Genomic DNA, 15,945 nt, shown 5'->3' on the forward strand with positions numbered 1-15,945 from the left:
GTGTATCGCTGTGAAATGCCGGTTAAGGTGCCTCTATGCCTGGCAGGCATGGATACGCCGAAGGAGCACGAGAGGCATGGACGTCGAACTGCGTCACCTGCGGGCCTTCGCGTCCGTGGCCCGCCATCGCTCGTTCTCCCGGGCCGCCGAAGAACTGCTGATCACTCAGCCGGCGCTGAGTCGTACGATCGCGCAGCTGGAGGGCACTGTGAGCGTCCGCCTGCTCGACCGATCCTCACGGCACGTCGAACTGACCGATACCGGCGCGGAGTTCCTCCTCCACGTCGAACGGGTCCTCGCGACCCTCGACCAGGCCCTCGCCGTCGTGAGCCACCGGATCACCCTGCGACTCGGCTTCAGCTGGCTGCTGCCCGATCCCTGGACACAGCGGACCGTCAGCCGCTTCGAGGAGACCACGGGAGCGACGGTCGCCCTGATCCGGACCGATGATCCCCTCCAGGCGCTGCGTCAGCGCACCCTCGACATCGCGGTGGTCCGGGGCGAGTTCGACGCGCCACGAGGAGCGCGCATCTTGCACCTGTTCGACGAGCCGCGCATAGCCGTATGCTCCGAGCACTCGGACCTGACTCGTTTCGACCATCTGGACTGGACGGACGTCCAGCACTGGACCCTGGTCGTCAACACCGTCAGCGGCACGACCGGCCCCTGGTCATGGCCTGCGGACCAGCGCCCGGACCGGATCATCGAAACGGCCAACTACGACGAATGGCTGGAGACGGTGGCCGCCAACCGAGGCATCGGCATCGTTCCCGAAGTCGCGCGGCGCCGCAGCCAGCACCCCGCCGTCCGCTTCGTTCCCCTCACCCATGCGCCGCCCAGCCCGGTCAGCCTCGTCCACGTGCCCGACGCCCAGCGGACGCTGATCCGTCGGTTCCTGGACGCCGCCGTACCGGCCGCCATCTCGGAGTGACCGCATATCGCGGTCCGGGAAGCACGATCTATAACCGGTGAGCATGGATAGGTCACCAAAGGCATTTCTGCCGAGAGTGGCGAGTCATTACCGTCGACGGCATGAGCGTGAGCGAAACCCTCAGCACAGGTCTGTCCCGAGAGGACTGCGCGATCACCGTCCTGGGCGGCCCGACGGCCGTCATCGACATCGGCGGCCTGCGCATCGTCAGTGATCCGACCTTCGACGAGGCCGGCCCGCACGGTTACCTCACCAAGACGGCCGATCCCGCCGTCGACGAGGACGGCTTGGGGCAGGTCGACCTCGTTCTGGTCAGCCACGACACACACCCGGACAACCTCGACGAGCGCGGCCGCGCGTTCGCGAAGGCCGCCCCGTTGGTGTTCACCGGTCCCCTGGCCGCCGTCCGGCTGGGATCACCGGCCATCGGTCTCTCACCGTGGGCCAGCCACTCCGTGCCTCGCCGGGACGGCGGCGGCGACCTGACCGTGCTGGCGGTCCCCGCCGTCCACGGCCCCGAGGACGGCGAACGCGACGCCGACGGCAACGTCAACTGCGAGGTCACCGGCTTCGTCCTGTCCGGTCAAGGACTTCCCACCGTCTATGTCAGCGGCGACAACGCCTCGATCCACACAGTCGCGGAGATCGCCCGCCGAGTGCCGGACATCGACGCGGCCGTCCTGCACGCCGGAGCGGCACGCGTCCCGGCGAAGTTCGACGGCCGTCCCCTGTCCCTGGACAGCCGCGCCGCTGCTGCCGCAGCTGCCGTCCTCGGCGCCGGCACCGTCGTGCCGGCCCACTACGACGCCTGGGCCCACTTCTCCGAGGGGGTGTCGGAGATCGAGCTGGCCTTCCACGAGGCCGGCCTGTCCTCCGTGCTGCGGGTCACGCCCCACGGAACATGGGTGCAGCTCCCCCGCTGATCCGCCATCACCGACACACGCATCGGCAACAGACGAGAAAGGAACGACACGCATGCCTTTCGTACGGATCGATATCATCCGCGGCCGCCGTCCCGACGAGATCCGGGCGATCGCCGACGCGGCGCACCGAGCGCTCGTCGACGTGCTGGAGATCCCCGAGCGGGACCGGTTCCAGGTCATCACCGAGCACGACGCGGACCACATCATCGCCCTCGACGCCGGCCTGGGCTTCGAGCGGAGCGAGAACCTGGTGATGCTCCAGATCTTCACCCAGGGAGGGCGCACCACCGAGGTCAAGCAGCGGGTCTTCGACGCCATCGCCAAGCAGCTGGAACCCCTCGGCATCGCCGGTTCGGACGTCTTCATCAGCTTCATGGAGAACGGCCCGCAGGACTGGTCCTTCGGCTACGGACGCGCCCAGTATGTCGAGGGCGACCTGGCCGTCCCGGGCCGCTGACACCATTCGCCTTGTGACCGGCCGCAGGTGTGCTCCTGCCCATAGGCCCATGTGGAGGTCGACGTGGAACTCTCCGACCTGCGGATCTTCATGGCGGTCGCGCGCACGCACGGCATCACCAAGGCCGCTCAGGAACTGCACACCGTGCAATCGAACGTCAGTGCGCGTATCCACGCGCTGGAGAAGCAGCTGGGCGCCCCTCTGTTCCGCCGCCACGCACGGGGCGTGGCGCTGACGAACGCGGGCGAGCAGCTGCTGCCGTATGCCGAGCGCATCAGCAGGCTCGTCGACGAGGCGCAGCAGGTCATCGGCGACGAAACCGATCCTTGCGGTCCGCTGCGGATCGGATCGATGGAGACCACGGCGGGCCTGCGCCTTCCCGCGGTGCTGGCGGCCTTCGCCGATGACTGTCCCCGCGTCGACTTCTCGCTGATCACCGGGCCGACCGAGCAGCTGGTCCGAGACGTCCTGGAGTACCGGCTGGACGGCGCGCTGGTCAACGGCCCGGTTCGGCAGCCCGACCTGGTGGAGACGCCGGTGTTCGAGGAACGCCTCGTCCTCGTCACCGCGCGCCGCGTCACCGGCCTGGACGCCCTCATGCGCGACCCCAAGATCCTCGTCTTCCGTTCCGGCTGCTCCTACCGCAGGCGCTTGGAGAGCATCCTTCAGGCGCGGGGCGCCGTCGGCGTTCGCTGCATGGAATTCGGAACGCTCGACGGCATCCTCGGGTGTGTCGGTGCCGACATGGGCCTCACACTGCTGCCCGCCGCCGTGGTCGAACGGCATGCCTCCCGTGAACAGGTGCGGGTGCACGAGCTGCCGGAGGAGGAGGCACACGCTCAGACCGTCTTCGTCCAGCGTGTCGACGCACCGCCGTCGCCGTCCCTGACCCGGTTCCTCACGCATGCGCGGTCCGTGAAACAGACAACGCCTGTCCTGCGGATGGTCGGGGGCTCCTCCGCGGCCACAGGCTAGGGCCTGTCGTTTGGATCAGGCCGCAGGAAAGAGACGGTGCTGTTCGGCGCCGGTGAGCGGGGCTTGGCGCGTGCAGCTGCAAGGCGGAGGAGGGAGTCGACGCGATGGGGGTCCCTCCCGCGCGAGCGAAGCCGAGCGTGGGGGAGTCGGCGAGTGACGACAACGCGGCAGATGTGCGTGCCAAGCCCCGCGTCTGCGGCGTGATCCAAACGACAGGCCCTAGGTGCATTGATCACGAGCGTGGCTCGAAGACCTGAATCCCGCTCATGCCCGACCCATGGTCCCGGCACAGCGCAGCGGAGCGGGAACGCACGCGGCACCGCGGCCTTCGACGGCGCGGCAGGGGGGAATCGTCCGTGTCCGCGGTGCGGGGAGGTCAGTGGGAGTGGTTCTGAGGTCGTGCGGGGCCGTCGAGGTCGAGTTCCACGACATTGACGTAGCGTGCCGACGAGTGCGCAGGCAGGCCTGTGATGACGACCCGGCGTCCCTGGCGGTGCACGGGGAGCTGCTCGCCGGTGGACAGCAGGCGTGCTGCCAGCACCTCGTTCGCGTACTCGGCGACGAAGTCGCGCCGGGCGGCGGTGCGCACCGAGGTGAAGTCGGTGTTTTCGCTGCTCAGCGAGTTTCGCGTACTCGGCGTGCGGGATGTCCTCTTGGTATCGGACCCATTCGCCCCTGCCGGGAATGGCGTACAGACCCCAGCAGTGACGGCATGGTCCTCAAGGGGCGAGCGCGTGCCGGGCCTGCGCCCCGGTGACCACGGTGGCGGTTCCGACCGCGCCCTCGGGCCCCAGTTCGTCCCCGATCTCGGCCACCGCGTCCAGGCCACCCGAGGTCGTCAGTGTGATCTCAGGTAGGTGACGCCGCCGACCACGAGCACCCGATGCCAGTGCGGTGGAAACCGGGCAGGCCGCCCGATGAGGGACAGCGCGCTGTGGGTGTAGGCCCGAAGGCCACGAAGGTGTGGCGGAAACAGATATCGGCCTGCTTCCGGCCACGGCTACGGACTCTGCGGCGCCGACAATCAGCTGTCGATGGCGAGAAGACACGGGTGACTCCTTGTTCGCTGGGGGCGTCGTCACGAGGCGCGCGGGTGAGCGGGACATCTGCGTTGCCGGGCCCTCGCCGCCGGTGGCCGCGACGTCACCCAAGCGCCCTCGGGCGCCGGGTCGCCCAGTGGCGCGCGGAGCGTCGTTACTTGAGCCCGGAGGTTGAGACACGACGCGGACCGCGCCATCAAGAACTGGTGATCCGGGAGTCGACGGGCGGCTGACCTCGCCCGACCCAGCGACGCACGCCGGGAACCCGGCCATACGCCTGGTCAGGGGATCCTGCGCTGCGCGTATCACCGCCGGCTCTTCGGAGCCGGGTCGGCCAACTGTCGTGACGGCTGCAGAGCCGCCCGAGCCCTCTCCACAAACAGGGCGTGGCCGCGTCGGCGACGGCGGCGGCGCGTGGACGTACTGGGGGATCCTCACCGGTCCGGAGACGGAGTTCATCGTCGTGTCGCTCGTTGGCCACTGTAAAGTTCTCTGCTGGTGATGGCTGCCATCGCAAGCAATCGTTGGATCTGAAATCTCGGCGAACCTACTGTCCCCTTAACGCCGCACCGCCCACCACACTGCCGGCGGATGCCTGGACGAAGGGGACTTCGCCTTGCTGACAACGCGCCTTACCCACGCCTTCGGAATCGAGCACCCCGTCGTGCTCGCCCCCATGGACCTCGTCTCCGGGGCCCGGCTCGCCACCGCGGTGACCACCGCGGGCGGACTGGGCATGATCGGCGCAGGCTACGGCGACGCAGAGTGGCTGAAGCGGGAGTTCGCCGCCGCGGCCGGCACCAGGGTGGGGTGCGGCTTCATCACCTGGAGCCTGGCCCGCAGCCCCGAGCTGATCGACGTCGCCCTGGAGCACCAGCCCGCCGCGGTCATGCTGTCCTTCGGCGACCCGACGCCCTTCGCAGACCGGATCCGCGGCGCGGCCGTACCTCTGTTGTGCCAGGTCCACACGCTCGACCAGGCCCGTCAGGCCCTCGACGCCGGAGCCGACGTCATTGTCGCGCAGGGCGGGGAAGCCGGCGGACACGGAGTCGGCACGCGGTCGACATTCACCCTCGTACCCGATATCGCGGACCTGATCGCGGGCCGCTCCCCGGACACGCTCCTGCTGGGCGCGGGTGGGGTGGCGGACGGTCGTGGGCTCGCCGGCGCACTCGCCCTCGGCGCGGACGGTGCCCTCGTCGGCACCCGCTTCTGGGCAACCGAGGAAGCCGTGGTCTCGGCTCGCGCCCATGCCCGAGCGGTGGCCGCCGGCGGTGATGAAACCATCCGCACCAGCGTCTACGACATCGTGCGCCGGTACGACTGGCCCGCCGAGTACAACGGTCGTGTGTTGCGCAACCGGTTCATCGACCGGTGGCACGGGCGGGAGTCGGAACTCGCCGCGCATCTCGCCGAGGCCGCCGAGGAATTCAAGGACGCCGTCTCACAGCAGGACTTCGACATCGCGAACATGATCGTCGGCGAGGGCGTGGGCCTGGTCCAGGAGATCCTGCCCGCCGGGGAGGTGGTGCGCCGGATGGCGCAGGACGCCGCCGCCCGTCTCGGCCGGTGGGTTCCGCAGACCGCCGCGGTCAGCGCCTGAGCCGGCGCTGTCCGCCAGAGGTGCCGCCGATGACCGGAACCTCATATCCCCACGCCGTTGCCCCAGCGGCCCGAACTCCGGGCCTGCCACTTGAGCGTGAGCACGTGAACGGGGCACACCCCGTCGGGCGCTTCCAGGCGGCATGGACATGCCGCGCACCCCTACGTCTTAGCACTGCGCGCGACGCGGGCGGGCTCAATGTCCGGCTGCTCGCCCTGAGTTCTTCCGCTCGTCCAGCGAGTGGAAGCGGTCGCCGTTCGGCGACCAACCCCCGCACGGCTCAGAAGGTGTTCGGTTCCACACCCGGCTGAAGACCGGACCGATTCGGCTTCGGCACATCCGCTCATTCCCGCACTCATGCGACACCGCCGCACCAGCGTCGGGAGGGATCTCCATGTCCAGTCCCCTGTCCCCGCAGACCTCTCCGAGAGAACTGCGCCGCATCATCACCGCATCAAGCACCGGCACGCTCATCGAGTGGTACGACTTCTTCATCTACGGCAGCCTCGCCGTCGTCTTCTCCGGCTTCTTCTTCCCTACCGGCGAATCGAGCCTCGCGCTGCTGGTGAGCGTGGCGGCGTTCGGCACCGGGTTCGTCGTCCGCCCCCTCGGGGCCCTGTTCTTCGGCAGGCTCGGCGACCGGGTCGGCCGCAAGACAACCTTCCTCTCCACGCTCATCGTCATGGGCGCGGCCACCACCCTCATCGGCTGTCTCCCGAAGTACGAGACCATCGGCACTGCGGCCCCGGTGCTGCTGGTGCTGCTGCGCCTCCTCCAAGGCTTCGCGGTGGGCGGCGAGTACGGCGGCGCCGCCACCTACGTCGCCGAGCACTCCCCCGCAGATCGCAAGGGCTTCTTCACCAGCTTCCTGCAGACCACGGCGACGCTCGGGCTGCTGCTGTCCATCGGCGTCGTCGTCGCCTGCCGGCTCCTGCTGGGCGAGGACGCGTTCACCTCATGGGGATGGCGTCTTCCGTTCCTGCTCTCCGCCGTCCTCGTCGTCCTCTCCCTGAGGATGCGGTTGAAGCTCCACGAGTCGCCCGTGTTCGCCCGTATGCAGGCAGAGGGCACCCTCTCCAAGGCGCCCATCCGGGAGACCCTGGGCAACCCCCGGTCCCTCGGTCTCGTCCTGATCATCCTGTTCGGCCTGACCGCCGGGCTGGGAGCGGTCTGGTACACCAGCCAGTTCTACGCCCTGTACTTCCTGCAGAGCGTGCTGAAGGTGGACTTCCTCACCACCAACGTCTGCATGGCGGTCGCGCTGGTGCTCGGCACGCCCTCCTACCTCCTGTTCGGCCGGCTGTCCGACCAGTACGGCAGGCAGCGCGTCATCGTCGCGGGCCTGGCCCTGTCGGCCGTGAGCTTCCTGCCCCTGTACGCGTGGATACGCGAAGCCGCCGCAGACCGGTCGTGGGCGCAGGTCGTCGTGGCGGTGACGCTGCAGATCGTATTCAGCGCCATGGTGTACGCGCCGACGGCCGCCTATCTGACCGAGCTGTTCCCGCCCCGGATCCGCTACACCGGCCTGTCGGTGGCGTACCACCTGGGCGCCGGCGTCTTCGGCGGGTTCATGCCGCTCATCGCGCTCTCGCTCACGTCATCGACCGGCAACCAGCTCGCCGGTGTGGCCTACCCCATCGCCGTGGCGGCCGTGTCCACCGTGGTCAGCCTGACGCTGCTGCGCGGCGGCAAGGACAACAAGCTCGTCCGGGCCGTGTGGAACCGTCTCGACGCGCCCCAACCGGACAACTCGCCGGAGCCCGCCCCCACCAAGTGATCCAGACCAGCGCCCGACTCCCCTGACACGGCGGGCGCTGCCACGGGGTTCCGTCACGCAGCGAAGCGTGGCGGAACCCCGCCTCCCCTCCCCACCTCACCAGAACCCCCATCGCCCCATGGCCCCTCACCGCAACCACTGATCACTTGTCACGCCCAAGAGTCCTCCGTGCCCCGTCTCCGCAGCTCCCGCATCGCCCTGATCGCGACCGTTGTCGCCACCACCGCCGTCACCGCCGCGTGTACCAAGCGCACCGATTCCACCGGCTCGGCCAACTCCGGCGGCTCCTCAGGCCGCAAGCTGTCCGTCGTCGTCGTGTCCGGCCCCCTGAGCGATCCGTTCTTCGGTGCGATGAAGACCGGCGCCGACAACGCCGGCAAGGAGCTGAACGTCTCCACCGAGTACCTCAGCCCGACCTCCACCGACGCCTCCGGCCGGCCGAGCTCGGAGTGAAGAAGGGGCTGTGCGTCAACACGGTCCCGTGCAACCCCGCGCTGGAGCAGTTGTGCAAGGGGTACACCGACGCGCACAAGAAGGGCGGCGGCACGGCGAGTTCGCCACGGGCGCCGCCGTCGCCGAGAACGCGCTGACCGCGGCGAACAACGCCGGACGCAAGCTGACCATCGGCAGCGGCGACCTGTCCACCAAGGTGCTCAAGGACATCGAGGCAGGCAAGATCCAGTACGCCATGGACCAGCAGCCCTACCTCCAGACGTATTACGGCGTTCTGATCGCCAAGCAGTACGTGCGGTACGGGATCGCGTCCTCCGGCACGGTGCTCACCGGTCCGCTGGCCGTCGACAAGGACACCGCGGGCGAAGCGCTGAAGATCAACGAGACGTACAAGGGCATCCGCGGTGAGAGAGCACTCATGACCATCGACCAAGCGGCTCCGGCGCCCGCTGTGCCGGACGCGCAGAGCGAACCCCTCAGCCGTTCACTGATCGCGCGCACGGCACGGCGCCCGGAGTTCGGCATCGCGTTCGCAATCCTCATGCTGGTGCGCTGCGCCGGTCAGGTTGTGGGAGCGGGACCGGGTGGCAGATGAACGGTCATGATCAGGTGGCAGGTGTCCGTGCCCGCGCCGCGGTAGGTGTGAGAGGTGTCGCCGTCGAACGTGGCGGTCTGCCCGGCTTCGAGAGTGTGCTCGGTGCCGTCGACGACCAGGGTCATCCGCCCGGAGGTGACACTGACCGTTTCCACGACTCCGGCCTGATGGGGGTGGCTGGGGTATTCCTCACCCGGTTCCAGTCGCCAGCGCCAGACCTCGACCGGGGCCGACCCTGAGGTCGTCAGCATCAGCCGTGCCTCGCTGCCTCGCTCCCCGGTCCACAGGGGTGCCACGGTGTCGGCGGCCACGACACGGACACGCCCTTCGTACGTTCCCTGCATCAGGGCGGACACCGAAATACCGAGAGTGTCGGCCAGCCGCACCAAGGTGGCCAGGTTGGGGTTTCCCTGGGCCTTCTCCAGTCCCACGAGCGCACCCTTGCTGACCTGAGCACGCCGACTGAGTTCCTCCAGGGACAAACCCGCGCGGACGCGGGCCGCCCGGACATTGTGTGCGACCGTCCGCAGGGCTGTGGCTGTCTCGGCCACCTGATCACCATCCTCACGGCGGGCCATTCAAATGAACCGGCCGGTCATTTGGTTTGACTTCGGCCGGTCGTTCTGTCGTACGGTTGGGTCGTTCCATTGATTGTAAGGGATGTACTGTGATCGCTCTGCTGCTGGCCCTGGGCAGCTCACTCGCCTATGGATGCGCCGACTTCCTCGGCGGCCTTGGCGCCCGTAAGGCTCATGTGCTGCGTACCGTGATGATCGCGGCCCCGGCAAGTCTCGTGGTCGAGCTGCTGCTGTGGCCTGTGCTCGGCGCCTCGTTCAGCACGGCGACCCTGGGCTGGGGCGCTGCCTCGGGGGTTGCCTCGGCCGCCGCGTTCGTCCTGCTCTACCGCACCCTGGCGATCGGCCCGATGAACGTGCTGTCGCCCGTGACCGCGCTGGTGTCCGCCGCGCTGCCCGTCGGCGTGGGCCTGCTCCAGGGCGAGCACCTGGCCGTCGCCGGACTCGTGGGTCTGCCGCTCGCCCTGGTGGCGGTGGTGCTGGTCAGCGCCGGACACGGCGCGGGCTCGGCGCGCCCCTCACGTACAGCGCTGCTGCTGGCCTTCGGTGCGGGCGCCGCCATCGCCCTTCAGCTGATCTTCCTGCACCAGGCGCCGTCCGACAGCGGAGTGGCCCCACTGATCATCGGGCGGGCCGTCTCCTCGGCCGTCACCCTGACCGTGGCGGGGCTGATGCACCGCAGGCTGGGCCCCGAGCGGCCCGCGTACGCGATGTCGGCGGCCGCGGGCGTGCTGGACTCCGTGGCGAACCTGCTGTTCCTGCTCGCCGCCCGCAGCGGGGACCTCGCCGTCGTCGCCGTGATCACCGCGCTCTACCCGGCCGGCACGGTCCTGCTCGCCCGTGGGGTGCTCGCCGAACGCATCCACCGCGGCCAGCTCGTCGGCCTGGGCACCGCCGCCGTCGCCGTCAGCCTCCTCGCCCTGACCTGAGCGGGCCTGCACAACCAAGGAGAAGAGCATGCTGGTCCATCCCTGGGACGCTGGCCTGGACGAGGTCGAATGGCAGACGTGGATCGCCGACGGCCACGACTTCGGGCAGCTCAGCGTCAACGGCCTGGCAGGCCACCCGCCCATGGCCGTCCCCACCCACTTCACCTGCGACGGACCCCGCCTCCTGATTCACCTCGCCAAGCCCAACCCGGTCTGGAAGGCGATCGAGCAGGACGCGAAGGTCGTCTTCACCGTGATCGGTGACTACGCCTTCATCCCCGGCCCTTGGCGCGCCAAGCCCGGCACCCCGCCCACCGACGGCGTCCCCACCAGCTACTACGCGGCCGTCCAGTTCACCTGCCGCGCCGAGATCATCGACGACCCCGAGGCCAAGGCCGAGCTGCTGCGCCGCCAGCTCGCCCACTTCCAGCCCGACGGCGACCACGCCCTCGTCGCCGTCGACCAGCCGCCGTACGGCCGGATGCTGTCCGGTATCCGCGGACTTCGCCTCGAAGTCACCGACGTACGGGCCAAGTTCAAGTACGACGACCACAAGCCCGTCGAACACCGCAGTGCCGTCGCCGACCGCCTCACCGAGCGTGGACAAGGCCTGGACGTGCCCACCGCACGCCAGCAGCTGCGCCGGCTCGACCGCATCGGACCCTGGAAGCCCTGACCCGCCCCCGGCCCGCAGGAAACGGAAACCCGCCCATGCCCACCTTCCGCATCGCCCCCGCCGTCGCCGACGCCTTCCCCGACACCCTCATCGCCCTGGTCACCGCCACCGGCCTGCGCGGCCGTGAAGCCTGGCCCCACACCTCCGCCGCCCTGGAGGACCTGGAGCAGCAGGTCGCCGACGGCACCTGGCACCCCGCCGACGAGACCGACCCCCGCATCGAGGCCTGGCACACCGCCTACCGCTCCTTCGGCACCAACCCCCGCCGCATCCGCCCCAGCGTCGACGCGCTCGGCCGCCGCTTCGCCAAGAAGGGAACCCTGCCGCGCATCAACCCGGCCGTCGACTCCTACAACGCCGTCTCCGTCAGGCACGGCCTGCCCGCCGGCGCCTTCGACCTCGACCAGGTCGCCGGCGACGTCGACATCCGCCCCGCGGACGGCACCGAGTCCTTCACCCCGCTCGGCGAAGCCGACACAGTGGAGAACCCCAAGCCCGGCGAAATCATCTACGTCGACACCACTGGCGTTCTGACCCGCCATTGGAACCACCGCGACGCCCACCGCACCCGCGTGACCGAGGACTCCGCACGCGTCGCCTTCGTCCTGGAAACCCTCCAGGCCACGCGGGACGGCGATCTTCTCAATGCCGCGGCGCAGGAGCTCCAAGGCCTGCTCGCCCCGCACGCCGGACAGACCGCGGTGTCCTACCTCAGCCCGGCACAGCCCCAGGCCACCACCTGAGACCCCGACGGCGTGGCGTCCCCCTGAACGTCACATGCATGCGGGCCGGAATGAGCCCCACCGCTCCCGAGGGGCAAAACGGGCTATCAATTTACGAGTTGCCATGGAATGCGGGCGGAATTTGCAATTCCCTCGCCCAATCCAGGCGTCACAGCCCTGAACGGCGCCGACCGACCTCCAACTTTCCGGCCACACCCACGGCGGGGCCCGCCGTTCCGCGTCTTCGCCCCGAACCTACCCACCTCGCCGTAACACTGGGCGGACCTACACATCCGTTTGGAGCAGTCCACAGGCAGAGGGGTGCGGCGTCGACAGATGATCAGGCCCGACCCGCTGAGGACGAGATCCGGACCCTGCCCGGGCCGATGGCTCCAACGAGCCATACACGGCCACGTTTTACGCAGGTCAGCGACGCGTGACGCCTGTACCACCAGCAGACGATAAACCTGCTAGCGGCTTCATCACGGCCTGATGGCAGGTCCGCCGTGACCATCTGATTCTGATGTGACCCCGTGAGGCCCGTACCCCGCTGAAAGACGCTGAAAGGCGCGTTTCAGCAGTTCATGGACTTAACGGGTAACAAAACCCAGGTCAGCGACCTACCCTCGGGGCCTCCATGCCGAAGTTGCCCGGGAGGGTCGGGCGGGACGTGAACATACGGGCTGTCACCTCTCGTGGTCGTACACCACCCGTCCCAAATCACCCACTCGATACCGAACCAACCGAAATTCCGGCGGCGAACAGTGAGGCACCGTCACCACGCAAGCACGGAGCGAGTTCGCACTTCCGCCCCACAGGGAGTCGTGTGACACTGTCGTCCGTCCGCCGTGCGGGCCCGCTCCGCACCGTCCGTCCCCCACAGAAGGGCGCCGTGCGTTCCCTACCTCTGCCCCTGGCCCTGACCGCACGCCTGTCCCCGGTGGTCGTGCTCGCGACCATGGGCTGGGCGCTGTCGTCCGGTCCGCTCGCCGCGCCGCAGGCCGCCGAGCGCACATCGGCCGACGAGAAGACCGAGACCCAGTCCGCGTCCGGCCCGTCGACGGAGACGGTGTCGAAGGCGTACTCGGCCGCGCCCGCGCCGTGCGAGAGCGTCGCCAAGAAGACGCTCGCCTCGCTGGTGCCGGGCGCCAAGACGGCCGGCAAGGAGATCCCGTCCACGGACTCGGAGCTGCGCCGCACCTGCTCCTGGAACGCGCTCGACGGGTACGACTACCGCTGGCTCGACGTGTCCTACGAGGTCATGGAGTCGGACGAGGCGGCGCAGAAGGCCTATAAGAAGCACACCGCGGAGAAGAGCGGCGGAGGGCCCGTCCCCGGCCTGGGCGACACCGCGTACTCCATCGTCAACCTCACCACCGAGGACAAGCAGGAGACCCGCGAGGGCCAGGTGTTCGTCAGCGCCTCCAACGCGCTGGTGACCGTCACGTACAACGGCAGCGACTTCGAGTCGAAGAAGGCGCCCAGTACGGACACCATCAACAAGGGCGCCATCAAGGCCGCCAAGGAGGCGGTGGCCGCGCTGGAGGCCGAAGGCGGCAAGGGCTGATCGCCCTCCAGCGCACCCACCGGGTCAGACCGTGGTGCGGTGCCGGCCCGTCAACGCCATCAGCACCAGGTACAGCACCATCGACGTGCCCAGGCCCACCGCCCAGCCGTAGTCGGCCAGATCGGCCAGCGCCGGGATCGGACGGCCGTCGATCAGCGGCTTGAAGCTCGCGCCGCCGACGGCGAGGATGCCGCCGGCCGCGAAGGCGACGACGGCCCGCCAGTTCCAGCCGCCCTCGTACCAGTAGCGGCCGCCCGTGCGGTACAGGTCGGCCAGGTCCAGCCGGGCGCGGCGCAGGATCCAGTAGTCGGCGATGAGGATGCCCGCGACGGTGCCGAGCAGTCCGCCGACCAGGCCGAGCCAGGTGAAGATGTAGCCCTGCGGGTCGGAGTACAGCTTCCACGGGAAGATCAGCACACCGAGGACGCAGGTGGCGAGGGCCCCGGCCCGGAAACTGATCCTGCGGGGCGCGATGTTGGAGAAGTCGAAGGCCGGTGAGACCAGGTTGGCCGCGACGTTGACCGACAGTGTCGCCACCAGGACGGTGACCAGCGCGAAGAGCAGGCCCACCGTGTTGTCCGTCTTGGCCGCGAGCTGTACCGGGTCCCAGATCGCCTCGCCGTAGACGGCCTGCGAGCCCGAGGTGACCATCACGGACAGGAAGGCGAAGAGCGTCATGGTCGTCGGCAGGCCGAGCGCCTGGCCCCGGGTCTGCGCCTTCTGGCTCTTGCCGTAGCGGGTGAAGTCGGGGATGTTCAGCGACAGCGTGGACCAGAAGCCGATCATGCCCATCAGGGCCGGTGCGAAGAGCTTCCAGAAGTCGGCGCCCCAGCCGAGCTTGGAGGGCTGGTCGAACAGCGGGCCGAAGCCGCCCGCCTTGTCGCTCATCCACCACAGCATCACGAACGCGCCGACGAGCACGAAGGGCGCCGCCCAGTTCTCGAAGCGGCGGATCGTCTCCATGCCCCGGTAGATGATGACGACCTGCAGCGCCCAGAAGATCGCGAACGACAGCCACATGGTCCAGGCGTAGCCGCCGACCTTCGAGGCGTCCGTCCAGCCGCTCCCGATGAGCTTGCCGGCCAGGAAGTAGATGGCCTCGCCGCCGATCCAGGTCTGGATGCCGAACCAGCCGCACGCCACCAACGCCCGTACGACGGCGGGCAGGTTGGCCCCGCGGATGCCGAAGGAGGCACGGGCGAAGACCGGGAAGGGTATGCCGTACTTCGGTCCGGCGTGGCCGGTGAGCAGCATCGGTACCAGCACGATGACGTTGGCCAGGGCGATGGTGAGCACCGCCTGCTTCCAGTCCATGCCGACGGCTATGAGCCCGGAGGCCAGGGTCCAGGAGGCCGTGTTGTGGGCCATGCCGACCCACAGCGCGGAGAAGTTGTACGTGGTCCAGGTGCGCTTCTCGACGGGAACCGGCAGCAGGTCCTCGTTGGCGTAGGGACCGGTCGGTGCGGGGGCGCCCGGGGCGATCTCCACCCGGCCGTCGGCGAGGGTGACTTGGGAGGTCGGCGGTGGGGCCGTGGGAGCGGTATCGGTCATGTGCCAGGCCAATCAGGGGAGGTGGGACGGGAAAGGCCATGCGGGTGACGCCGATGGGGGGTGCGCTCGGGAGCGTCCTGGGCCCCCTTCCCGGGCCGCCGGGAAGGGGGAGTTCGAAGGGTGGTGCCGGGTGGCGGGCGCGTCAGCCGGCGACGGCCGGGATGACCCGCGTCCCGTACGCGTCGATCACGGCCTCCTGCGCGTCGTGCATGTCGTAGACGGCGAACTGGTCCACGCCGAGGGCGCGCAGCGCGTTCAGCTTCTCGATGTGCCGCTCGACCGGGCCGATCAGGCAGAACCGGTCGACGATCTCGTCGGGCACGAACTGGGTGTCGGGGTTCCCGCTGCGCCCGTGGTGGGAGTAGTCGTAACCCTGGCGCGCCTTGATGTAGTCGGTGAGTTCGTCGGGCACCTGGGCCGAGTGCTCGCCGTACTTCGAGACCAGGTCGGCCACGTGGTTGCCGACCATCCCCCCGAACCAACGGCACTGCTCCCGCGCGTGGGCGAGCGCCTCGGGCGAGTCGTCCTCGGTGACATAGGCCGGGGCGGCCACGCAGATGGTCACCTCGGCGGGGTCCCGGCCGGCGGCGACGGCCGCGTCCTTCACGGCCTTGACCATGTACTCGGTGAGATACAGGTCGGCCAGCTGGAGGATGAACCCGTCGGCCTCCTCCCCGGCCATCTTCAGGGCCTTGGGGCCGTACGCGGCCATCCACACGGGGAGTTCGGCGCCCTCACCGATCCACGGGAAGTGGACGACGGTACCGCCGCCGAGGTCGGCTTCCTGACCGCTGCCGAGGGCCCGGATGACCTTCATGGCGTCACTGATCCGGGCCAGGGTGTTGGGCTTGCGGCCGGCCACGCGCATCGCGGAGTCGCCGCGGCCGATGCCGCAGACCGTGCGGTTGCCGAACATGTCGTTGAGGGTGGCGAAGGTGGAGGCGGTGACCTCCCAGGTACGGGTGCCCGGGTTGGTCACCATCGGCCCGACCTTCAGTTTCGTGGTGTTGGCCAAGATCTGGCTGTAGATCACGAACGGTTCCTGCCACAGCACGGCGGAGTCGAAGGTCCAGCCGTACGAGAAGCCGTTCCGTTCCGCGCGTTTCATCAGGCTGATCACCCGCGAGGCCGGCGGGTCGGTCTGCAGGACAAGTCCGAAGTCCATCCGCAC

At 69.2% G+C, this 15,945-nt stretch carries 16 protein-coding genes; 12 read left to right on the plus strand and 4 right to left on the minus strand.

Annotated features, from left to right (window positions below; all coding sequences use genetic code 11):
• Nucleotides 1–76 precede the first annotated feature (76 nt).
• From ACFT32_RS07745 to ACFT32_RS07760, 4 genes are all read left to right on the plus strand, one after another.
• On the plus strand, nt 77–931 hold the full coding sequence (locus ACFT32_RS07745; protein ID WP_382486856.1) for a LysR family transcriptional regulator: 855 nt from the start codon (nt 77–79) through the stop codon (nt 929–931).
• Between the two features lie 101 nt (nt 932–1,032).
• The gene (locus ACFT32_RS07750) at nt 1,033–1,854 is read left to right on the plus strand and encodes an MBL fold metallo-hydrolase (protein ID WP_382486858.1); all 822 of its coding nucleotides are present in this window, start codon (nt 1,033–1,035) and stop codon (nt 1,852–1,854) included.
• Nucleotides 1,855–1,906: 52 nt separating this feature from the next.
• Nucleotides 1,907–2,311 (plus strand): tautomerase family protein, encoded by a 405-nt coding sequence (locus ACFT32_RS07755; RefSeq protein ID WP_382486860.1) that lies wholly within the window; start codon nt 1,907–1,909, stop codon nt 2,309–2,311.
• 63 nt (nt 2,312–2,374) lie between these two features.
• Nucleotides 2,375–3,286 (plus strand): LysR substrate-binding domain-containing protein, encoded by a 912-nt coding sequence (locus tag ACFT32_RS07760; RefSeq protein WP_382486861.1) that lies wholly within the window; start codon nt 2,375–2,377, stop codon nt 3,284–3,286.
• 376 nt (nt 3,287–3,662) lie between these two features.
• Here ACFT32_RS07760 and ACFT32_RS07765 read toward each other — a convergent pair whose 3' ends face one another.
• The gene (locus tag ACFT32_RS07765; protein WP_382486863.1) at nt 3,663–3,875 is read right to left on the minus strand and encodes a hypothetical protein; all 213 of its coding nucleotides are present in this window, start codon (nt 3,873–3,875) and stop codon (nt 3,663–3,665) included.
• A gap of 1,067 nt (nt 3,876–4,942) precedes the next feature.
• On the opposite strand from ACFT32_RS07765, the gene ACFT32_RS07770 reads away from it, so the two are divergent.
• From ACFT32_RS07770 to ACFT32_RS07785, 4 genes are all read left to right on the plus strand, one after another.
• Nucleotides 4,943–5,929: an NAD(P)H-dependent flavin oxidoreductase gene (locus tag ACFT32_RS07770; protein ID WP_382486865.1), complete on the plus strand. Its 987-nt coding sequence runs from the start codon at nt 4,943–4,945 to the stop codon at nt 5,927–5,929.
• Nucleotides 5,930–6,323: 394 nt separating this feature from the next.
• Nucleotides 6,324–7,706: an MFS transporter gene (locus ACFT32_RS07775; protein ID WP_382486867.1), complete on the plus strand. Its 1,383-nt coding sequence runs from the start codon at nt 6,324–6,326 to the stop codon at nt 7,704–7,706.
• Nucleotides 7,707–7,874: 168 nt separating this feature from the next.
• Nucleotides 7,875–8,159, plus strand: a complete 285-nt coding sequence (locus ACFT32_RS07780; protein WP_382486869.1) for a hypothetical protein — start codon at nt 7,875–7,877, stop codon at nt 8,157–8,159.
• Nucleotides 8,160–8,211: 52 nt separating this feature from the next.
• On the plus strand, nt 8,212–8,754 hold the full coding sequence (locus ACFT32_RS07785) for a hypothetical protein (protein ID WP_382486871.1): 543 nt from the start codon (nt 8,212–8,214) through the stop codon (nt 8,752–8,754).
• On the opposite strand, the gene ACFT32_RS07790 is transcribed toward ACFT32_RS07785, so the two are convergent.
• Nucleotides 8,721–9,305: a helix-turn-helix domain-containing protein gene (locus ACFT32_RS07790; protein WP_382486873.1), complete on the minus strand. Its 585-nt coding sequence runs from the start codon at nt 9,303–9,305 to the stop codon at nt 8,721–8,723. The genes ACFT32_RS07785 and ACFT32_RS07790 overlap by 34 nt on opposite strands.
• A 116-nt stretch (nt 9,306–9,421) precedes the next feature.
• Here ACFT32_RS07790 and ACFT32_RS07795 point away from each other — a divergent pair, with 116 nt between their 5' ends.
• The 4 genes from ACFT32_RS07795 to ACFT32_RS07810 all read left to right on the plus strand — a co-directional run bounded on the left by ACFT32_RS07795 (nt 9,422) and on the right by ACFT32_RS07810 (nt 13,223).
• Nucleotides 9,422–10,258: an EamA family transporter gene (locus ACFT32_RS07795; RefSeq protein WP_382486875.1), complete on the plus strand. Its 837-nt coding sequence runs from the start codon at nt 9,422–9,424 to the stop codon at nt 10,256–10,258.
• Between the two features lie 28 nt (nt 10,259–10,286).
• The gene (locus ACFT32_RS07800; protein ID WP_382486877.1) at nt 10,287–10,934 is read left to right on the plus strand and encodes an FMN-binding negative transcriptional regulator; all 648 of its coding nucleotides are present in this window, start codon (nt 10,287–10,289) and stop codon (nt 10,932–10,934) included.
• Between the two features lie 35 nt (nt 10,935–10,969).
• Entirely contained in the window at nt 10,970–11,677 is a 708-nt protein-coding gene (locus ACFT32_RS07805; RefSeq protein WP_382486878.1) for a B3/4 domain-containing protein, read from the plus strand.
• A gap of 871 nt (nt 11,678–12,548) precedes the next feature.
• Entirely contained in the window at nt 12,549–13,223 is a 675-nt protein-coding gene (locus tag ACFT32_RS07810) for a hypothetical protein (protein ID WP_382486880.1), read from the plus strand.
• 24 nt (nt 13,224–13,247) lie between these two features.
• Here the strand turns inward: ACFT32_RS07810 and ACFT32_RS07815 are convergent, their stop codons facing one another.
• Nucleotides 13,248–14,774, minus strand: coding sequence for an NCS1 family nucleobase:cation symporter-1 (locus ACFT32_RS07815; protein ID WP_382486882.1), 1,527 nt, complete (start codon nt 14,772–14,774; stop codon nt 13,248–13,250).
• Nucleotides 14,775–14,916: 142 nt separating this feature from the next.
• Complete coding sequence (locus tag ACFT32_RS07820) at nt 14,917–15,939, minus strand: TIGR03842 family LLM class F420-dependent oxidoreductase (RefSeq protein WP_382486884.1); 1,023 nt, start codon at nt 15,937–15,939, stop codon at nt 14,917–14,919.
• Nucleotides 15,940–15,945: the final 6 nt, after the last annotated feature.

The organism is Streptomyces sp. NPDC057002 (genome assembly GCF_042673825.1).
Lineage (GTDB): Bacteria > Actinomycetota > Actinomycetes > Streptomycetales > Streptomycetaceae > Streptomyces.

Coding starts and splice junctions, on each gene's coding strand:
- ACFT32_RS07745 (WP_382486856.1), top strand. CDS start 77: ATGGACGTCGAACTGCGTCACCTGCGGGCCTTCGCGTCCGTGGCCCGC.
- ACFT32_RS07750 (WP_382486858.1), top strand. CDS start 1,033: ATGAGCGTGAGCGAAACCCTCAGCACAGGTCTGTCCCGAGAGGACTGC.
- ACFT32_RS07755 (WP_382486860.1), top strand. CDS start 1,907: ATGCCTTTCGTACGGATCGATATCATCCGCGGCCGCCGTCCCGACGAG.
- ACFT32_RS07775 (WP_382486867.1), top strand. CDS start 6,324: ATGTCCAGTCCCCTGTCCCCGCAGACCTCTCCGAGAGAACTGCGCCGC.
- ACFT32_RS07800 (WP_382486877.1), top strand. CDS start 10,287: ATGCTGGTCCATCCCTGGGACGCTGGCCTGGACGAGGTCGAATGGCAG.
- ACFT32_RS07805 (WP_382486878.1), top strand. CDS start 10,970: ATGCCCACCTTCCGCATCGCCCCCGCCGTCGCCGACGCCTTCCCCGAC.
- ACFT32_RS07815 (WP_382486882.1), bottom strand. CDS start 14,774: ATGACCGATACCGCTCCCACGGCCCCACCGCCGACCTCCCAAGTCACC.
- ACFT32_RS07820 (WP_382486884.1), bottom strand. CDS start 15,939: ATGGACTTCGGACTTGTCCTGCAGACCGACCCGCCGGCCTCGCGGGTG.